This window comes from Cohnella massiliensis (genome assembly GCF_900169535.1).
GTDB classification, from domain to species: Bacteria; Bacillota; Bacilli; order Paenibacillales; family Paenibacillaceae; genus Cohnella; species Cohnella algarum.
Window position 1 is genome coordinate 934,899 of record NZ_LT821258.1, and the last position, 21,054, is coordinate 955,952.

12 protein-coding genes are annotated in these 21,054 nt (G+C 61.3%); all 12 read right to left on the reverse strand.

Translation table 11 applies throughout. The annotated features are described in order from the left end of the window. Positions 1–130 precede the first annotated feature (130 nt). A complete protein-coding gene (locus B7E11_RS13800) occupies positions 131–847 on the reverse strand; it encodes a DNA-binding response regulator (RefSeq protein ID WP_139787183.1) in 717 nt (238 codons plus the stop codon). Between the two features lie 419 nt (positions 848–1,266). After that, a complete protein-coding gene (locus B7E11_RS13805) occupies positions 1,267–10,638 on the reverse strand; it encodes an S-layer homology domain-containing protein (protein WP_080835270.1) in 9,372 nt (3,123 codons plus the stop codon). A 929-nt stretch (positions 10,639–11,567) separates the two neighbouring features. Beyond that, entirely contained in the window at positions 11,568–13,271 is a 1,704-nt protein-coding gene (locus B7E11_RS13810; protein WP_080835273.1) for a methyl-accepting chemotaxis protein, read from the reverse strand. 106 nt (positions 13,272–13,377) lie between these two features. Continuing rightward, on the reverse strand, positions 13,378–13,506 hold the full coding sequence (locus B7E11_RS30650; protein WP_281256500.1) for a hypothetical protein: 129 nt from the start codon (positions 13,504–13,506) through the stop codon (positions 13,378–13,380). Positions 13,507–13,766: 260 nt separating this feature from the next. Further along, positions 13,767–14,702: a dihydroorotate dehydrogenase gene (locus B7E11_RS13820; protein WP_080835276.1), complete on the reverse strand. Its 936-nt coding sequence runs from the start codon at positions 14,700–14,702 to the stop codon at positions 13,767–13,769. After that, on the reverse strand, positions 14,699–15,487 hold the full coding sequence (locus tag B7E11_RS13825) for a dihydroorotate dehydrogenase electron transfer subunit (protein ID WP_240353260.1): 789 nt from the start codon (positions 15,485–15,487) through the stop codon (positions 14,699–14,701). The genes B7E11_RS13820 and B7E11_RS13825 overlap by 4 nt, the downstream gene beginning before the upstream one ends. Beyond that, on the reverse strand, positions 15,484–16,737 hold the full coding sequence (locus B7E11_RS13830) for a M20 family metallo-hydrolase (RefSeq protein ID WP_080835618.1): 1,254 nt from the start codon (positions 16,735–16,737) through the stop codon (positions 15,484–15,486). The genes B7E11_RS13825 and B7E11_RS13830 overlap by 4 nt, the downstream gene beginning before the upstream one ends. Positions 16,738–16,853: 116 nt before the next feature. Next, positions 16,854–17,627 carry an ABC transporter permease gene (locus tag B7E11_RS13835; protein WP_080835279.1) on the reverse strand — a complete coding sequence of 258 codons (774 nt, stop codon included), beginning with the start codon at positions 17,625–17,627 and terminating at the stop codon, positions 16,854–16,856. Between the two features lie 16 nt (positions 17,628–17,643). Further along, positions 17,644–18,708, reverse strand: a complete 1,065-nt coding sequence (locus B7E11_RS13840) for an ABC transporter substrate-binding protein (protein ID WP_176220735.1) — start codon at positions 18,706–18,708, stop codon at positions 17,644–17,646. A gap of 2 nt (positions 18,709–18,710) precedes the next feature. Next, positions 18,711–19,499, reverse strand: a complete 789-nt coding sequence (locus B7E11_RS13845) for a nucleoside phosphorylase (RefSeq protein ID WP_080835282.1) — start codon at positions 19,497–19,499, stop codon at positions 18,711–18,713. A 19-nt stretch (positions 19,500–19,518) separates the two neighbouring features. Continuing rightward, positions 19,519–20,295, reverse strand: a complete 777-nt coding sequence (locus tag B7E11_RS13850) for an ABC transporter permease (protein WP_080835285.1) — start codon at positions 20,293–20,295, stop codon at positions 19,519–19,521. Then, positions 20,295–21,038: an ABC transporter ATP-binding protein gene (locus tag B7E11_RS13855; protein ID WP_080835288.1), complete on the reverse strand. Its 744-nt coding sequence runs from the start codon at positions 21,036–21,038 to the stop codon at positions 20,295–20,297. The genes B7E11_RS13850 and B7E11_RS13855 overlap by 1 nt, the downstream gene beginning before the upstream one ends. Positions 21,039–21,054: the final 16 nt, after the last annotated feature.

Below are 21,054 nucleotides of genomic sequence, written 5' to 3' on the forward strand. Positions count from 1 at the left end.
CTGCTCATCTCGGCCCGCCATCCCCATACGGCCGCTTTCACTTGAGTAAAATTTACTCATCTAGCCCGCCGCCGCGCACGCCGCCTCCCCATTTGAGTCGTGGCTGCTCATTTCCTATCGAAAATCATCGTTAGAATCTTTTTCGACTCTCCTTATATCCTGTCCGCCACCCTTTCGGCGATAAAACCGCAGTTAACTTATTCTTCTCTACTAACGATTCCAGGTGCGGGGCTATCGTCTTGCGAGTCACATCGAACGCCTTGGCGATCTGGCTCGTCGTGAACTTCTCCCCGCCAATGGATCGGCTATAGTGCAGCACAGCCCGTTCATAAACATTCAGCTTCACCTTTTCTCCGCCGACAGGACGGCCCCACCGGGCAAGCGCCATTAAGATCGTCTGCTTGCAACGGGCCGTCTTCTCCATGACCCCGTCGTACGAGAAGCGCAACAGCTTCCATTCATCAATGAGCAGCAGGTTCTGCCGCTCTTCGTTGTCGTCGTATTTCCAGCGGCTGATGTCACGCCAATGGGGGCCGAAGCCGTCCACTTCCAGCAGCAGACCGAACACAGGCGAAGGTAGATAGGCATAATCGGCGAACCGGATTCCGCCCCGCAAGTCGACTATTTCGTACTCGGGATGAAAATGCGTCAGGTTGCCTACGGCTTGCCACCATACGTAGGCCAGCATTTTCTCCGCGAAACCATGTTCCTCCAACAGCCTCCTCTTCCTTTCGCCGCGGCTCTTCTTGATCGCTGCGTTCATCATCTCCCCGTATTCCCGCTCAAAAGCCGTGTCAAATTTCGCCTCTTTCCCCTCGAGCCTGCCGTTCTCCTTCCTCCCTTCCATTTTCCGCGTGTCCCTCCTGTCATCCGCCTTATTCGCTTTCATCACTTATCCCCATCCCCTTGAAAGTTTGCGCTCCGGCCCATAACCCTGGACAAACAAATAAGCCGCCCCCGTATAAATAACGGTAGGCGGCCTGTGCTTCAGGACCGAATATATTTCTAGCTTATCTGAGAACCCGGCTAATTGCAATAGACTGCCTATTCGCTTGGCTCCTATTGCAACCCCTGCGAACCTTCGCCGCGAATGATCGCGTGGAAGCGTTGAACTTCGTCTTCCGGCTATTGCACAAGGGCAACGATAAGTCGGCGCAGGATCTGCAAAGGCTCGCGTCCCAAGGGATCTGATTCGATTGCTTTGATCGCAAGCCGCGAATGAAGGAAGAGGGACTGCCCCTGTCCGGACAGTCCCTCCTCTCTTGCTTATGGTTTGGCTACAATCAGTCCCTGCGCGGTTAGCGCGCGGAGCACAATGACGGCAGCCTCCGCTCGCGTGGCGGTCGCGTCGGGATGCAGGCTGACGCCTCCGCCTCCCTGCAGCAAACCGTTCTGCACGGCATAGGCGACGTGCAGCAGCGCCCAGTCCGATACCCGATCGCCGTCCGCAAACCCGCCAAGCACCGCCTGCGCGTTCAGCTTGATGTCCGGGTCGACGCGAAGCGCCCGGAACAGCATGACCGCCATCTCTTCCCGCGTCACCGGGTCTGCCGGCCGGAACCGTCCGCTTGCGCCTTGCACGATGCCGGCCGCGGCCGCCCGGGAGACGAACGGCGCGTACCAAGCGTCCGGCGCCACGTCGTCGAAGAGCAGCGCTGTCCCGGCTGTCGAGCCGGCGCCGATCAGCGGCATCAGCAGCTTCACGAACTCGGCCCGAGTGATCCGGCCGTTCGGCTGGAAGTAGCCGTCCGGAGTGCCGCTCACGATGCTGCGGGCCGCCAGAACTTCAACATCGGCGCGGCTCCAGTGATTCGCCAGATCGCCGAACGTAAGCTCGGCGAGCAGTACCGCATACGTGCCGGGATCCGTCGTCTCGGCAGTCACGGTGTGCGCCGATCCGTCGACGATGCCGCCGACGTACGTCCACCGGGTCCCGTCGGCGTCATCCCGCAGGTATATGCCGAGTTTGCGGATGTCCGCCCCCTCCAGCAGCGCCGCGTCGTAAGCGATGGTCAGCTTGCCCGCGGCAGCCAGCCGGCCGCCGTCCGGTTCGAGCTTCCATTCGTACGCCTTCGATAACAACCGTAATTTGCCGGACGCCGGCGCTTCGGCGTGTCGAGTCGTCGCGACTTGCTTCGCCGCGCCTGCGGCGCCTTTCGGCAGCCACAGCTTGAATGCCCCGCCGAAAAACTCCAGCTCGCCGCCTGCCTCGCCAATGTCCGCGCGTTCCGTATCGCCTCCGCCCGGATTGCCGGGGGTACCGGGAGTACCCGGATTGCCTGGGTTGCCTGGATTTCCGGGGTTACCTGGATTCCCCGGATTGCCCGGGTCATCCCCGGCTAGCGTTGTCGCGAACAGCGTCAGCGCCGGCGAAGCGTTGCCCGGGTTGTCGACCGTCCAAATCTCGACTTCATACGCCGTGGACGGCGTCAGGCCGTCGATCGTGTAGCCGCCTTTGCCTTTCGGGACGGAAACCGGCTCGGAGGCTGCCGATTCGCCCTGCTTCGTCCACCGGATCATGACGGCCGACAAGTCGGCATCTGACGGGTCCGTCCAATCGATTGCCACGCTGCTCGCGGCCGGCGTCATCGCAACGCCCGACACCGGCCCAGGCGGCGTGAAGTCGCCGGATGCCTGCTGCAGTCCGGCCGTGCCGACGGTAACGGTCGCCTCGCTGAATCTGTCAAAAGCGTCGTAAGCGCGAACTTTGACTTCGTAGCTCGTGTCGGCCTCGAGTCCGTTCAGCAGAGCGTACGTCCGAACGTCCGGCAGCTCCTCGACCGTATACTCGCCGCCCGAGCCTGCGAGCCGGTAAGCGACCTCCATCCGGCTCAGTTCCGTATCGTCCGGCAGCTTCCAGGTTACAAGAGCAGTACCGCTGTCGGCCTCGGCCTTCAACTCGAGCACTTCCGCCGGCTTCGCGCCCTCTTCCGTCACCTCGAACTCTTCGTCGTAAGGTTCGGCGAGCGGAATGCCGGCGTAGCTCGTCAGTCCGCCATCGACATAAATCCGATAAGTGCCGTTCGCAAGCGGCGCATCGGGCGTGAAGCGGACGCGTTTGGAGTCGCCGTCGATCACCGCCCCCGCGACGGCCCATGTGCCCGGCACATCGCCTTCGTCGTCAATGACGGCCAGCAATTGTCCCGACACGGCATCGCCGTCGACATGGCGATCGAACAAGATGTCGACGTAGGCGCCGCCGGGCGCCGCCTCGACCCTGACCGGCTTTGCCGGCAACGTGGACACCATCGGGATGTTGACGTCGAAATGCGGCGGCAGTACGACCAGCTCTTCGCTCTCTGCCGGGAGATAACCTTCTTTTTCATACCTTACCTTCCATTTGCCTTCCGGCACATCCCAGGCATAGCGACCGTTCGCGTCCGTGTAGAGCGGATTATCCTGTCCGTACCATTCCGCGTCCCACACGTCCCAGCGTTCGGCCTCCTCGTTCCAGCGCATCGCCGTCGCCCGAACGCCCTCGATGCGGTTGTCCTCGGTTACTTCGTACACGTAGCCGCTCGGGTCGTAAATCCACTCCGGATCGGCGATGTCCCGCTTCGGCTTCGAATCCGGCTCGCAGTAGTCGGAGTTCTTAATCTCAAGCTCCAGACGGTCGATCATCCCGTGCAGTTGCGCGTCCAGCACCTTGCCCGTCATGTTGCTTACGAGGAACAGCGCGACGGTGCCGATCCCGAACGTGGCCGGACCCGCGGCCGCCCCGGCGACCATGATCGCCGCCTTGGTCAGTTCCACCGCGATCAGATGGTTTTTCAAAAAGTTGATATGGTCGTAATACACATCCTGAATGCGCTTGTCGCAATGCAGCGCGACCCGATCCATCAGCCCCGCCAACCGGTCGAGCACGTCGCCGCTGCCGCGCCCGTCATAGATGCTGTAGGCGGCGTCGATCGTCTTCCACGTATTCGTTCCCTGCTCCTTCCCGAAAAAGACGACGACGCGCGTCGCGATCGCGCCGATCCCGCTGTTCAGCGCGCGCACTTCCGCTCCTTTGTCCGCGGCCCCGGAGGACCGCAGCGCCGCGGCCGCCTGCGCGTCGGCTCCGGCCGTCAGCAGCGCCATCGCCTCGCCGACGTTCAATCCGCTCCGGAACGCCGCCTCCTGCAAATACCCGGTCAGCTCGATTCGGAGCACGCCATTGTTGAACGAAGAACCGAGATTCAAGCCGTACAGCGGAATTCCAGTCTCTTCGGCCAGCGCCAGGTCGGCTGCCGTCGGCGTGTAGGTCGTGCGCTCCAGCGAAGCCGTCACCGTCATGTCGACGTCGCCGGACGAACCGGGCAGCTTGCCGGAAAAAGACATCGACTGCCGGTTGCCGTCCGGGCTGCGCGGCGAAACGGTCAAATTGTCCGTCACGGCATCGCGGAAGGCGGGCGGCAGCGCGGCGCGAATTTCGGCGGACGAAGGAACCCGACCGTCCCACCCGGTCGGCGTCTCCAGCGCGCGATAGTCGATGCCGATCGGGCCGGGCCTTGCCATCCCGCTCACCACGGCCGTATGCACGCCGTTTTTCAGCGAAGCCTCGACGCGGGTGTCGCCGATATAAAACGCGACGTCCCGAACCCGGTCCGGATGATTGAACGTGACCGTGAGCACGAACGGCAAACTCGGCGCGAACACGTACGGGAATCGCGGCACATTCTCCCGCGGATCCAGCTCGATGAGACGCCCGTCGGTCTGCTGCAGCGTGAAGGCGATCGGCTCGACGTGATTTTCGTCGTATTCGACCGTTCTCGGCTCGCTGCTCCACGTCTTGTCGCCGAGCGAGGCGACGGCGCGCAATTGCCACCGGTCGGCGAAGCCGGTCCCGGCCATTGCCGCCTTGATGCCCCATCGCCCGGCGGGCGTCGTCTCGGCCGCGCCGACCGCCGCATCTCCGGCGTAAACGACGACGCGGCTGCCGGCCGGCGCCGTCCCCGTTACCCGGAACTCGCGGGAGGCGGTGCGGTCCGGCGCAACCAGCGTCACCTGCGCGACGGCGGCGCTCGCGTAACCGAGCTCTTCCTCGACGCGCTCGCCTCCCCGGGCGAACGAGATGCGCGGCGAAACGTTCAGCCTGCTTCCCGCCCATTCGCTCGGCAGCATCAGAGAGTACTGAATCGTACCCGCACCCAGTGCCGGAACGTTCCCCAACTCAAGCGAATAAACGCCATCCGATTCGACAAGCGTCGCCGGCCGGCCGTTCCATACGACGCTGCCGGGCACGAGCGCCGCCCCGGCCGGCACATCGAGCCGGACCGTCGCGGATCCCGCTTGCGGCACGCCGCCGTTGCGGTAGCCGATCCGGACCGCGACGGATGTGCCGGGCACGGCATTGGAAGTGCCCAGCAGCACATAGTTGCCCGCTTGCCGGGCGAACGTGCCCGTCGGCTCCGCACTCAGTTCGCCCAGATCGACGACGTCGTTGTCGTCCACCTCGAAGGTGCGAATCGCCGTTGCGCCGGATTTCGAATATTGAACCCTGAGCTCGTACAGTCCCCCGCCCGGCAGGTCGATCGAGAAGCGGCTGTCGGACACCGTCCTGGCGGCGACATTTTTTCGCCTTCCGGATTCTTCCAGCCTGTTTACGATCAACGTTGCCGGCGACTCGGTCAAACCGCCCTCGACGTTGCTTAGCAGCCGCTTAAGTTTCAGCTCCGCTTCGACGCGGCGGTCGTCGTCGATCACGACTTCGACGCAGCCCGAACCGTACCCGCCTTCCACCCCGTCCGCGCATATGTTCACCTTGTCGCCGACAGCCGCGTACACGAGAATCGGTTGCCCGGATCCGGTCACATGGCCCGTCGAACGGATGCGGAAATGGACAAATTCCCGCCAATCCAGATCGTAAGGTCCGATCCACGTGCCGTTCACGTCTTCCGTGTACAAGTTCAGTTTGACGACCGCCGGTACCGGCGTGCTGAACCGGAAATCGTACCGCAGCGTCTGGCCGCTCTCCGTCCTCAGCGTCTTCCCGCCTCCGCCGAACCGGCCGCCGAGCGATACCTGAAGTTGAACGTCTCCCGTCGGAACCTGGATCGAATACTCGCCATTGTCGTCGGTGACGGTCTGGAAGCTGTTTCCCCGGAAGTAAGCCTGCACCGTCGCTTCGCGAACCGGCTTGCCTTCCGGGTCGACGACGGTTCCCGCAATCTCGGCATCCGTTCGCAGCGGGATGCGGATCGACTCGTGCTGGCTGCCCGACCTGAGCTCCAGCGTCAACTCGAAAGGCGCGTAAATCGGATCGGACGGGGTGGCGAAAATCTTCGCCTTCTTGCCGACCATTTGCCGAAAGGGCGGGAACGCCAGCCGTCCGTTCTGCAGTGTCGTGCCGGTTGCCAATGTGTCCCCGTTTTCGTCGGCGACGACGACATGGACCCCGCCGAACGATCCGCGGTCATTCGTTACGGTCAGCGACAGGCTGGCCGGCAGCATCGGCTCGAGCTCGATATCTTCGCGCCGATCGCCCTGGCGCACGATGAGCGGCGGGAGCGGATCCGGGTTTTCGGCAAGCAGATCGACCCCGCCCGCTCCAGTCAACGTGAACGTATAGTCGCCCGCCGCCGGCATTCCCTTGAATTCGAGCGTCCGCCTCCCATTCAGAATCGCCGTCTGACTGGCGCGAGCGGACGTACTGCGCATCGTCAGCAGGCCATCGTCGGGCGGCGAGGCTTGACCGGTCAACTCCACGATTACCGTTGCGCCGACCGGGATCGGCTGCCGCAGCGCCTCCTTCTCATGCTCCTCTTCGTCCGTATTCAGCACGCCCTTCAGCGACAGAAGCTCCGCGGCGAATTCCGGTACGGCAAGTTCTCCCTCGTAGACGCCGGGCAAGCTTTCCGCCAGCTCCGCCGTTGCCGTTCGTTCAACCCCCTCGCTATCCGCATAGGTCAATTCGGCTTCCGATTCCGCCCCCGGCTCCCCCGTCATCCGGAGGGCGATGCGCTCGCCCTGTCCGGCGAATTGCCGGAAGTACAGCGGCATCGTGTGCGTGAACGTATCGATTCCTCTTCCGCCGATCGCAATCGTCTTTTCCGCGGAGTAAGGCGCGGCCGTGCCGTTGACGTCGAGACTGAACACGGCATAAGTATACGTCCCGCCGAGCTGGGCCGTTCGATCGGTATACGTGCGCGCCGCAGCGTCGATCCTGTCCGCCAGCGTCTCCCAATCGCCTTCCCCTTGCTTCCGCACGACGCGGAAACCTGCGATTTCGCTGCCCTCTTCCGGACCGTCCCATGCCAGCCGGACTTCCGTCCCTTGCAGGGTCAGCTCCAGATCCGCCAGCCCCGCCGCAGCCGGCGCGGTGCGCTGGACGTATAAGCCGTATTCGGTGCGCTCGCTTCCACGCACCATGTTCATCATCGTCGATTCGTACGCGATGCGCGTTCCGTCGCCGCTCACGATGCCGTCATACGGGGAGCTTGTAAGCTTCACGCCCGGGTCGTACGGAATCGAAGCTCTCGACGCTTTCTTCGCCTCCCGGTCCCACAGGAACATATCCGCGATGTTGTCCGTATCTCCTGGCACGATATGCTTGCCGGAAGAACTGAAAAGCACTTGCCTGCCGTCGTTTGTCATTCCGTATACGGTCAAGGAATCCAGCGTCATCGGACTTCCTTCCGGCACTGCGATCAACGGTTCGGGCGCAGTGCCCTCCGGTGCCTGGGAGTCGAACACGAATGCCTGCCTGCTATTGTTCGACATCGTCATGTTGAACGCCGCATACCGGCCGCTGCCGTCCAGGTAGGCCGAACCGGCATTTTTTCGATTGGCAATGAGGCTGCTCAGCCAGACGATGCGCGGCCTTTCCGGATCGCGTCGGTCGTACCAGTACGTGTCGAAGGTATCGTTGTTATCGCTGTCGACGAGCGGCTTGTACGTGTAGAAGACCATCGTCTTGCCGTCGGCGCTGATATCCATCGCGTCGCCGCCCGTTCCCGGCGATTCGCCGTTGGGCATGATCAGCGGCCCCATCTCGCGGGTGACGGTATCGTAGATGACGTTGTAATAACCTGCGGCCGGCGCCCCTTCCACGAGGTTTCGCGCGTTCGTGCTGAATACGATCGTGCTGCCGTCGGCGCTCATGTCGGGACCCGAGCTGTCGCCGTCCGCTTGGCCGCCGTCCCCGAGCGGCGTGCTGATTTTCGACAACGAGGTGTCGCCCGGTTCGTCGAAGACGCCGTTGGCGTTCACGTCGCGGTCCAGCAGGAACACGTCCCATCTGCCGTTCGTATCCGGCGTATTTGGGAGCAGATTCGACGCCCGTGAGCCGAAGGCGACGTATCGGCCGTCGCCGCTGATCGAACCGTTGTTCGAATTGCCGTTGCCCGGCTTGCCGTCGGCGCTGCGGCTGACGAGAGTGACGGAGCCGAGCTCCGCGTCGTACAAATACAGCTGGTGCGTGGAGGAATAAGGATTGTACGGTTCCGCCCGATCGTCCTCCGGAACAAGTCCGTGCATGTCGGTTGCGAACAGCGTATAGCGGCCGTCGGCGCTCAAGTCGAGCGCCTGCGCGTTGTAGCTGGGCGCGGGCTGCCCCGTTCCCCGCAGCACGTCGATTCGCACCAGCGCCGGACCGTTCGGCAGCTTGCTTCGCGTCCACGGGCTTTCGCCCCGATTGCCGTCTCCGTCTACGATGGCGACCGACAACTCGTAGGAGACGCCGTTCTCCAAATTCGGCACGATCGCGGAGGTGACGCTTCTCGGGTACAGCGGCGACTCGTAGACGGTGCCGCCCGGCTTGCGCCAGCGCACCTTCGCCCCGACGACGTCGGGATCCGCGGGATACGTCCACGCGACCTGCGCGCCGCCGAGCACCGGCGCAACCGTCATGTTCGCGGCAGGCGGAGCCGTCGTCTCCCGTTCGGACAGCGTCGTCGCCATCGATTCCGGCGTCCACTCCGACCAAACATAGCCGGACGTCCCCGCCGCCACGCGATAGCTGTGCGCCGTTCCCGGCGCCAGCCCGTCGAAGGCGAACGACGTATCGGACGTCACGCCCGCGACCCGGCCGTCGATCGACACCTTGTACCAGGTCGCTCCCGGCACGGCCGGCCAGCTCAGCGCAATATACGTGCCTCCGGGCGCGGCGGTTACGGACGCGCCTTCCGGCCATTCGGGCGCTACGGCATCCGTCTGCAGCGCTACGGCATACAAATCCCGGACGGCATCCGCATCGGCCGTCTCCGTCATATTCGTCGCGCTCGTCTCAAAAAGGACAGTGCCTCCGTCCGCGCTCAGCACCGCCCGATCCGCCGGCTGGTCGGCGTTGCCGCCGCCCGCCGTCTTGCTGACCCAGCGCGTCGTGCCGGCAACCCGGTCGCGTACGTACACGTCCGTCCTGCCGCCGTCAGCCGGATCGAAAGCTCCGTCGGTGTGGAACGATATGTAGCGCCCGTCCGCGCTGATCGACGGATCGTAGGCATCCGATGCGACCTGCGCGCCCTGGCCGTTCAGGCTGGCCAGCTCCGTCGTGCCGGTCAGTCGGTCATAAACGTATACGTCCTGCGTATTTTGCGTATCCGCCGGGACGATATTGCTCGCTTTGGATAAATAGGCGACATAACGGCCATTGGCGCTTACGATCGGATAATAGCTGTAATGATTGCCGCGCTCGCCGGACGGAGACCGGCTGATCATCTTCATTTCGTCCAGCGCGGCATCGTACAAATAGACCGCCCGGTCGTTCGCGCCGATATTCGTTCGCGTATCGTCGGGCACGATCTTCGTGCCTCTCGAATCGAAGGCGATAAAGCGGCCGTCCGCGCTGATCGACACCCTCGCCCGGAACGTCTCGTAGATGTAATTTTGCCGGGCGACGCGCTTCACAACGTTTGTCCGCCGGTCCAGCAGCCAAATGTCGTGATCGCCGGTCGAGCCGGTTTTGCCCGCGTAGGCCACATACCGGCCGTCCGCGCTGATCCCGTAGGAACTGCCCATCCCGGCGTATTCCGAGCCGGATACGTACGCGGCAACCCGGTGCACCGTATCTGATGCCGCCTCGTAGAGAAACAGGTCCTCGTGGTTGTTCGTATCGTCGGCAACCAGATTGGTCGCCTTCGACGTGAACAGCACGTACGACCCGTCGAAGCTGACAAAAGGCGCATAGCTGTCGCCGTTCGCCTCGACGCCGCCGGCGGAGACGCTTACCCGCTTCGTCGTGCCGAGCTGCCGATCGTGGAGGAACACGTCCTGCTTGCCGTTCGTATCCCCATCCACCAGATTTGTACCCGTCGATGCGAACGCCACATACCGGCCGTCCCCGCTCGCCGAGGAGGACATGCTGTCGCCCGTGCCCGGCGCTCCTCCGACAGCTGCGCTGATCTTGACCGGAAGGCCGTACACAGCATCCGCAACGGAGAAGCTCCCTTCATCCCCGTATACGGCATCCCCGATCGAAATCCCGTTTTCATCTTGCGGCTCTCCGACCAGTTGCCCGATCCAATCGTCGAGCGACGCCAGAGGATCGGCAGCCGGCCGTTCCTGCGCATAGGCAAGCTGCCCGACGCTGCCCGTCAGCAGCGACAAGGCGAGCAGCCCGGTCAACCCGCAATTCCGCGCGCGCCGCCAACGGCGCTTGAAGTTCGGCGCCCCTCCGATTTTCGCCGATCCGCTCCTTGCTTCACGCGATTTCCGTAACACCTGTAAGTTCCTCCCTTGATTCGACTTCGGTCTTCGTATGGGCCCGGCCCATTCGAGGCGTATTCGATCCGGTTAACGGCGATCGATCCGGCACAATGAACCGTCCTCGCCGGAGTCGGCTTCGCTCGTGCGAGGGTTTGCTCATTTCAGCGTAATTTTGCCGGGCGTTTTCGACCAGTGATCGTTTGTCATCGTTTTTGTCATCACGGTCACATTTTTCACTGAAAGTCATAGGACCATCTGACGAAAAAGCGACGTCGGAAGCGCCGGAAAGCGAGCGAATTCGACAGCATGGGGAGGAGTTTCCTTCGGATATGCAGCGCGGTTCTTTACGGGAGCGGCTGAAAAACAAAGACATGACTCGCGACTTGTGAGCGGGCGGGCCCTAAGGCGGAAAAGCGATGCGGACACGAGGACTGGAGCGGAAAATTTGGAGGAAATGCCCCTCTGAGCGACGGGGATATCGTCACTAGTGTGCGAAACGCAGCCACACCCCTGAGCGACGGGGATACCGGCACTAGGCAACACGAAACGCAACAAATCCATCTGAGCGGCGGGGATACCGTCACTAGGCTTCGCAAAACGCAACAACTCCTCTGAGCGACGGGGATACCGGCACTAGGCAACACGAAACGCAACAACTCCTCTGAGCGACGGGGATACCGGCACTAGGCAACACGAAACGCAACAACTCCTCTGAGCGGCGGGGATACCGGCACTAGGCAACACGAAACGCAACAAATCCATCTGAGCGGCGGGGATACCGTCACTAGGCTTCGCGAAACGCAACAACTCCTCTGAGCGACGGGGATACCGGCACTAGGCAACACGAAACGCAACAACAACTCCTCTGAGCGGCGGGGATACCGAAACTTGCCCCTCTAACGCAAAAAGCGCGCAGACGTCTTCGAGTCCGCGCGCTTCCCGGCTTACAGCTTGAAATGTTGAATTTTCGTTTGCAGCTCTTCGGCCAATTCGGCCAGCGACTGCGTGGCGTGCCGGATTTCCTCCATGCTCGAAAGCTGCTCCTGCGTGGAGGCGACATTGTCCCGGCTCGCCGCGATGCCCTGCTCCGCGACGCCGTTGACCACCTCCATTACCGCGACGATCTGCTCGCGGCTGGCGGCCAGTTGCTCGATCGACTCTTTCATGCCGGATACGTGCTCGGCCACGGAATCGACCGAGCCGTCGATCCGTTGGAACGCGGCTTCGGTATGCTTCGTTTGGGCGATGCCCTGCTCGGCTTCTTTCAGCCCGTGCTGCATGGACCGGTTGATGCGCTCCATCTCGGACCCGATTTGGCCGAGCAGGCCGGTAATTTGCTTCGAGGAGCCGGTGGACGATTCCGCCAGCGCCCGCACCTCTTCGGCGACGACCGCGAAGCCTCGCCCGGCTTCGCCGGCGCGTGCCGCTTCGATGGTCGCGTTAAGCGCCAGAACGTTCGTCTGCGTAGACAACTCCTGAATCGTGTGGACGCTGCGTTCGATTTCGGCGATATGGCGCGTCAGCATCCCAACGAACGAGCTCATGTCGCTTACGAACGCGTAAATCGAATTCATCTGGCCGGAAACGGATTGAACGGTAACCGCTCCTTCTTTGGATACGGCGGCCGCCTCGCCCGCAATATGGTACATTTCGTTTCCGACGGTTTCCAGCGTATCGATTTTTTCTCTTATGTACTCTACCGCGTCGTACGCATCCTGGGCGCTGTTCCTTTGCCGTTCCAGCGCTCCCGCCAATTTCTCGCTCGATGCGGCGATCTGTTCCGAAGCGAACGTTCCTTGCTCGGCGCTCGCGGAAAGCTGCTGCGAACTGGCCGACAGCGTCAGAGCGTTTTCCGCTACTTGCGAGATCAGTCCCCGCAGGTTGCCCATCATCGCATTGAACGATTCCGTCAGCTTGCCGACTTCGTCCTTATACGCATGCGTGCCTTTTACCGACAAATCGCCCTCCGCGGCCTTCCCCATCAAATCCTGCAATTCCCGAACCGGTTTCGTGATATAACGGCTGATCAAAAGACCGAGCCACAGGAACAGGCCGATGAGCAGCAAGGAAATGACGATGACGATCGTTTGGGAGAGGGTGCGCTGGCTTTGCGTGCTCTCGTACAAATCGCCGGCGACTTGCTCGTTATAGACGGCCAGTTCGTTCAGCACGTCGCCGATCTGGCCCCCGAGAATGCTGACTTGATTGACAAAAACATCGTAGGCTTGCGCGTCCTGTCCGGATAACGCCAAGTCCATCAAGCTGTTCGCAGCTTCCCGATAGGCGGGAATCAGCTCTTTGTACCGGTTCAGCAGCTCCGTCGCTTTGGCGTCGTTTGCCGCGATCTTCACCAGTTCGGACACGGAAGCATCGATTTCTTCCCGCAAATCGCCGATCCGCATCCGGAGCAATTCGTCCTTGGTCAGCATGAATTCCAGCAGCCGCGAATCGCTCGTTTCCTTTTTTAATTGAATATTGCCGACGAGCTGGATGGGGGTAAGCCGTTCCTTGTACATCTCTTCCGAATTTTTCGACATGTCGTACGTATAGTAAAAACCGACAGTCGCGATGATGAGCATTCCGACAATGGCTGCCGAATTCAGCAGCAAAATTTTATAGCGAATATTCAGATTGCGAAGAAGAACCATGAAGCCCAACCTCCGAAATGCAAGATATACTGCTATACTGCCATACTGCTAGTCGTTGTCGTTCATATCGCGGCGGATTTTCTCCAGCCATTCCCGTGCGACCCGTTCACCCCCGGTCGCCGAGGGCATATTGCATGGCATCGTCCGCGTCGCCAATGGCCGCCTGCATCGTTCCGCCTTGGGCGCCTACCCCGCATGCGATAATGGTCAGATCCGGTCCTGCCGTATCCCGCAAAACGCGAATTTGCCCCGGGCGAGCGCCCGGAGCCTGAATGCCAAAACAGCCCAGATATGCCGCCATCTCGGCGATTTGCCGCGAATGGGGTCTCGTGGACTCGAGCCCCCGGGATGCGTAACGGCGTCGACCGCGTCCCGGCAGGCGTCGAGAACGCGGAAGCTCTCGGCCCGGTCGGGCGTGTCGAGGACAAGGATGATGCGCGATCGAGGACGATTCAGAAACATGCCTTCACATCCTTTGCCGAAATCAATGCCGCCTTACGAGATCCGGACGCCGCCGATCAATTCGTTTACGTCGCGAATCTGGTACTGAACCATATAGCCTTTGATTTCCTCCAAAATATCCGTGAGCGCCGTCGGATTGACGAAGCTCGCGGTGCCGACCTGCACGGCCGTCGCGCCGGCCAGCATCATCTCGATGGCGTCTTCGCCGTTCATGACGCCGCCGCAGCCGATGATCGGCAGCTTCGAAACCTGGCGAACCTGATAAATCATCCGCACGATGATCGGCTTGACGGACGGACCGGACAGGCCGCCCATGACATTGCCGATTTTCGGCCGGCGCGAATGGATGTCGATCGCCATCGCCAAAATCGTGTTCGCGACGTTCAAGGCATCGGCTCCGCCTTCCTCGGCGGCGATCGCGATTTCCTGAATGCTGGTCACGTTCGGCGACAGCTTGGCGATGACCGGCTTGTCCGTGACCTCTTTCACTCGGGCCAGCAGACGGCGGGTCACTTCCGGGTCCATCCCGAACGCGAGTCCGTTGCCCTTCAAATTCGGGCACGAGATGTTCAGCTCCAGCGCGGCCACTTCCGGCAGCGCGCCGATCGTTTCCGCCATCTCCGCGAATTCTTCGACCGAGTCGGCGGAGATGCTGGAAATGAGGGGCACGTCGTAGCCCTTGAAGGAAGGGATCGTCTTCGCAAGGTAGTACTCGAGCCCCTTGCTCTGAATGCCGATCGAATTGATCATCCCGCCCGGCACCTCGCACACCCGCGGCGTCAGATTGCCCTTGCGAGGCTCCTTCGTGATGCTCTTCGGAACGATCGCCGCGATGCGGTTGAAGTCGACGACCTCGTCCATCTCCTGCCCGAACGCGCCCGATGCCGGCATGATCGGGTTTTGCAGCCGCAGCCCGCCGATGCGGACTTCCAGATTCAACGTTTCCGGAGTGACGCGGGTTTCGCTCATGCGATCACCACCTGTTCGAGCGGGAATACGGGGCCTTCCTTGCACACCCGCACCGTGCGCACGGAGCCGTCCTGCTCCTGAATGTCGCACACGCAGGCGAAGCAGACGCCCATCGCGCAGCCCATGTTTTCTTCCAGCGCGATTTCCGCGAAAATATGCTTGTCCGCGGCCATCCGCTGCAGCAGCTCCGCGAGACGCTTGGAGCCGCACGTATAAGCCGCCGTAATGTTCTCCTCGCGGAAAATCCCCTCCAGCAGCTTCCCGACGGACGCCACGTCGCTGTTGCCTTCTTCGTCGGTGACCTTGTACACCTTCGCGCCGTAGCTTTCCAGCGTTTCGGCCGCGAGCAGGTCGTTGCGGCTGCGCGCGCTCAGCACCGCGACGCTCCTCACGCCTTTCTCGGCGGCTTCCTGCGCCAGCGCGGCCAGCGTGGCGATGCCGACGCCGCGGGCGAGCATCAGCATCGCCCCGTCCTCCGCGTTCAGGTTGAAGCCGGTGCCGAGCGGTCCGAACACGTCGGCCTTTTCCCCCGCCCGAATTTCCGTGAGCCGCTGGGTGCCGACGCCTTTGACCAAGTACAGGAATTCCAGCGTGCGTTCCCGCTTGTTGATTTTATAGATGCTGAACGGGCGCCGCAGCAGCGGATAAATTTCGTCCGCGCAGCGAACGTTGAAAAACTGTCCGGGCTTGACCTCGTCCGGAAGCTCCGCGGCGTCCACGACCATGTGCCAGTAACGCTCGCTGACTTGCCGATTTTCCAAAACCCGAAGCTTTGCCGCCTTCATGATCTCCCTCCTTCTCGGACGACCTCCGCGTAATGAAGAATCGCTTCTTCCAGCAGGAGAACGCCGTTCGCGATTTGCTGCAGCGAGCTGAATTCGTCCTTGTGGTGGCTGATGCCCTCGCGGCTCGGAATAAAAATAAGGCCTGTCGGGCACAGCCGCGCCATGTTCATGGCGTCGTGCCCCGCGCCGCTGACCATCCGGACGCCGGCAAGCCCGAGCTCCTCGCTCCTGCGCGTCAGGTAAGCCGCGATTTGCCCGTCGAGCGAGACCGGCTCTTCGTCGCTCAGCAAATGGAAGCTCGCCGCGAGGCCGCGGCGCGATTCCATATCGGCGACCGCGGCGGAGATGCGCTCCAGCACGGCGCGCCGGGACGCTTTGTCGGTGCCGCGGATATCGATTTTGAGCCTCGCCCGGTCGGGCACGACGTTCATCGCGCCGGGCGTTACCTCGCAGACGCCGGCGGTCGCCACCGTGCCGTGCGACGCCTCGGCCAACGCCGCTTCTTCCAGCCTCGTAATGATTTCCGCCGCTCCGATCAGCGCGTCCTTCCGCATGTTCATCGGCGTCGTGCCGGAATGCGACGCCTTGCCCTGAATCGTCAGCTCGAACCGCGTCGGCGCCGCGATCCCGGTGGCGATCCCGACCTGCAGGCCGCCGTTTTCCAGCACCGGTCCCTGCTCGATGTGCAGCTCGAGGAACGCCTTCAGTTCTTCCTTGCGCCGCGCCGCCGACTCGATGTTCTCGAAATCGAGCGACACTTCCGCCAGCGCCTCGGGAAACGTGACGCCGTCGCGGTCGGCCAGCTCTCTCAGCCGCTCCTTGTCGATCAGGCCCGCCATCGCCTTGCTGCCGATCGTCGAAACGCCGAACCGGGCCGACTCCTCGCAGGCGAACGAAATGATTTCGATCGGATGCCGGGTGGCGATTCCCCGTTCGTTCAGGCTTTTCACGACCTCGAGCCCGGCCGCGACGCCCAGCGTCCCGTCGTATCGCCCTCCGTTCTGGACGGTGTCCAGATGGGAGCCGCAGGCGACGGCCGGCAAGCCCGGATCGCTCCCTTCCCTGCGGGCGATCACGTTGCCGCAGGCATCTATCGTTACAGACAGCCCTTCCTCCCGGCATTGCCGGATAAACCATTCGTTGGCCGCCCAATGTTCCTTCGTATATGCGAGACGCGTGACGCCGAATTCCTCCGTCGCGCCGATTTCGTTAATGGCTTGCAAAATTTCGCCCAAGCGTTCCGCATTCATGCTTTTCACCTCATCCGAGCCGTGCATTGCCATGAGAGAAGAACACCCCTTACGTTTTCGCCTATCCTGCGATAGCCACAAACGTCGGGGCGTCCGTCAAACCTGTCGAACTCTCGTTACATGATGACTTGTTGCGATTCGTGCCAGTGAAGCAGCTTTTTCTCCGCATAATTCGCGAGCAGGTACAGAACCAGGCCGATCAGGCTGAGAATCAGCACCGCCGTTAAAATCATGTTGATGTCGTAGTTTTCGCTCCCGGAGATGACCAGGTAGCCGAGGCCGGCTTTGGCGCCGACCATTTCTCCGATGACCGCGCCGGTAATCGCGTAGGTGGTGGCCACTTTAACCCCTGCCATAATGGACGGCAGCGAGAACGGGACTTCCACCGAGAAAAACCGCTGCAGCGGGGACGCCCGAAGAATGTAGAGCAGGTCTTTCATGTTGTTTTCGACCGACCGGATTCCGATGATCGTGTTGACCATGATCGGGAAAAACACGCCGATGACGACGAGCGCCACCTTGGCGGAAGCCCCGAGGCCGAACCAGAGCAGGAACAGCGGAGCGATCGAAATTTTCGGAATGATTTGCGCCAGCACGATATACGGCGTCAGCAGCCGCTCGACGAGCGGGCTCTTGGCCAAAATATAGCCGATGACGAGTCCCGCCGCGCAGCCGATCAGAAAGCCGATCGCGATTTCGTACAGCGTCGTTCCCATGTGCTCTCCGAAACCGCTCATCGTCACATTGTCGATAAACTTTTGCACGAACGCGCCCGGCGCCGGCAAAATTTGGGGAGGTACGCCCGATAGAGCGACGTACCCCTGCCACGCCAAAACGAAAACCGCCAGCGTGCCTATGAAAAGAATGGTCTTGCGCAGAGCGTTATTCATTAGCCCAGCCCCTGAGTTACTTCAAGTCGGTCACGACAAGGTCTTCCGCTTTGAAGTCGGTTTGGATGATCTCGTATTCCTTTTGCGCGTCGATCGCGCCTTGCCATCTCGTCAGATCGGCGGCGCCGAGGCCGTCCGTTTTCGTCAGATCGCTTTGCCACAGGTACGGAATGAACACTTCGTTGATGATTTTGGCCGTAATGGCCTGCTTGCCTTCGGCCGTTTGCGCGTACTTGGAGATGGCCATTTCGACGGCCGCATCGACGTTGCCGTCGATGATATATTGAATCGCCTTGTTCAAGGCCGTGTTAAAGGCGACAACCGTATCCCGGTTCGACTCGAGGAACTCGTCGGACGTAATGACGACGTTGCCGAAGGACGGCAGGAACTCGTCGGAACGGATTTCGGAAACGTCCACGCCTTGATCCTTCAGTTCGACCGTGCGCAGCATGGAGAACGTGATCGCGTCCACCTGGCCGTCGACGAGCGCGTTGACGATGGCGCCGGTGCCGACGATTTTCGTGTTGACGTCCTTGATCGACATGCCGTTCTTTTGCAGCATGACTTGCAGCTGGATATAGTTCGGGCTGCCGTAGCTCGTGACGCCGATCGTTTTGCCTTTCAGGTCGGCAGGGCTCGCGATGCCGCTGTCGGTTTTGAAGATCGTGGCGCCGAGGCCGTGCTGATACGTCGTGTGGACAACCTTGACCGGAATGCCCTGGGATTTGGCCGTAATGACGGAGTCGGCGTTCGGGAAGCCGAATTGGACATTGTTCGCGCCGACGTTTTTGACGATGCTGGCGGCGTCCGCGTAAACGAATTCGACGTCAAGGCCCGCTTCCTCGAAGTAGCCTTCCTCTTTGGCGACATACATCGGCGCGTAATAAGGCGTTGCCGCGCCGTCCATTTGCACGGTGACTTTCTTCACTTCCGTAGAGCCGGTGTCTTCGGCGCCGGCGGATGCGGTGCCCGTAGGCGACGGCGAGGCGGCCCCGTTGTTCGCGTTGTTGCCGCCGCCGCATGCGGCCAGGACGACCGTGAGCATAATGATGCTGAGCAAAAGACCCGTCAACTTTTTCACGTTTAGATATCCCCTTTGTGGATTAATATTTGTACGGCGCGAAGTGCCGCCTTACACAGTTTCAGCTGGCTTTCCTCGTAATCGACAAGCCATTTGTTCGTCGCCCGGTTCGCATGGACGACCAGCAGCGTGCCCGCGTAAGCGCCCATCAGGGACGCCAGCGTCAGAATCGTTTCCGATTCCATTTCCAGGTTCAGAACGCCGAGCCCCTGCATTTCCTCGATGATGTTCTCGCTGTAATTGTGCCGGCTGACGCTGCGTCCTTGCCCGTTGTAAAAGGAGGAGGTCGTCGCCCCGATGCCGAGGTGATACCGGTAGCCGAGCTCCTTGCACGCTTCGATCAGCGCCTGGACGACCGCGTAATGGGCGAGCGCCGGATATTCCGGGCGGGCGTAATGATTCGTGCTGCCGCCGAGACGGACGCTGCCGGTATTGATGATCAGATCGCCGCAGTCGATGCCTTCCTGGATGGCCGCCGTCCCGCCGATGCGCAGCAGGCACTTCGCATTGAGCTGCAGCAGCTCGAGCACGGCGATTTCGGTCGAAGGCCCGCCGATTCCCGTCGAGCATACGGATACGGAATCTCCCTTGAAGTCGCCCGTTCCGATTTTGAACTCGCGGTTCGCGCCGACGATCTCGTAGCTGTCGAACAAGCCGCCGATCAGATCGACGCGGGCGGGGTCTCCCGGAAGGAGCACGTACGGAGCGACCTGCCCTTCGGAAATGCGGAGATGCGGAACCTTGTCGCCGTCATACATCGGAAAATCCGCGTTAATGAACGTATTGCTCACGATCTCTCGTCACCTCCCCTCAAACCTTGCCGCCGATTTGCTTGGAATCGTGCCAGAATAAGAAGCGGTTTTCCAGCGCCGCGACGATGGCATAGAAGATGATGCCGACGATCACGGTGTAAATGATGCTGGCGAACAGCATCGGCGAATTGTACGTCGTGCTGCCGTAAACGAGCAGGAAGCCCAGTCCGCTCTGTCCGGAAATGTACTCGGCCACGATCGAGGCGATGACCGCCTGGATCATGCCGACTTTCAGTCCGGCGAAAATTTGCGGCAGCGAGTGGGGAAGCTCGACCTGCACGATCCGCTGCCACCAGTTCAAGCCGGTAATTTGCATGAGGCACTTCATGTTGTAGCTGATGCTCTTGATGCCGAAAATCGCGCCCAGCATGACCGGGAAAAACACCATCGAAATGATCAGCACGAGCTTGGAAGCGAAGCCGAGGCCGAACCAGATGACGAACAGCGGAGCCAGCGCGATTTTCGGAGCCGTCTGCGCGAGCAGAATGAACGGCATGAGCGCTTCTTCCAAAATTTTCACCTTGCTGATCAGATACCCGACCAGATAGCCGATCAGCACGCCGAGCACGAATCCGGCCAAAATTTCGCCGGTCGTCACCATGAAGTGGTACAGGACGTTTTCCCGGGAAATCATGTCGACGAATTCCTTGCCGACTTCCGCCGGTCCCGGCAAAATGAACTTCGGCACGTCGAAAATGAGGACGTACAAATACCAGATCAGCACCAGAACGGCGATCGCGACGACGTATTGACCCAGTTTTCGAAGCGCCGACATTAACCCAACACTTCCCTTAGCTTTTTCACGTATTGGTTGAATTCGGGCGTCTCCTTCACGTCTACGGTGCGCGGACGCGGAAGGTCGATGTCGATGATTTCGTCGATTTTGCCCGGGCGCGGCGACATGACGATGACTCTATCGGAAAGAAAAACGGATTCCGCGATGCTGTGCGTGACGAACAGAATCGTTTTTTTCGTTTCCTGCCAAATGCGCAGCAGCTCGAGCCCCATCTTGTCCCGCGTAAGCGCGTCCAGCGCGCCGAACGGCTCGTCCATCAGCAGCACGTCCGGGTTGTAGGACAGCGCCCTGACGATGGATGCCCGCTGCTTCATGCCCCCCGACAGCTCGCGGGGATACGCTTTTTCAAACCCTTTCAGCCCGGCCAGCTCCAACAACTTGTCGAGGTTCGCCAGATTTTCCTTGGTCGCGAGCTTTTTGACCTCCAGCGGGAATTTGACGTTCTGGTAAACCGTCTTCCACGGGAGCAGCGTCGCGTCCTGGAACACGAAGCCGATGTTGTCCGCCGAGTTCTCCCAGTCGATCACGCCGTTCGTCGGCTTGTCCAGGCTGGCCAAAATGCGGAGCAGCGTCGACTTTCCGCAGCCGGACGGCCCGATAATCGAGATAAACTCGCTTTTCTTCACGTTCAGGTTGATATTGGTCAGAGCTTGCACTTCGCGGCCGTCTCGGGCCTTGTAAATTTTATTGACGTTCTCGATGCGAATTGCCGTGCTGGACACGCCCGTTCACGCTCCT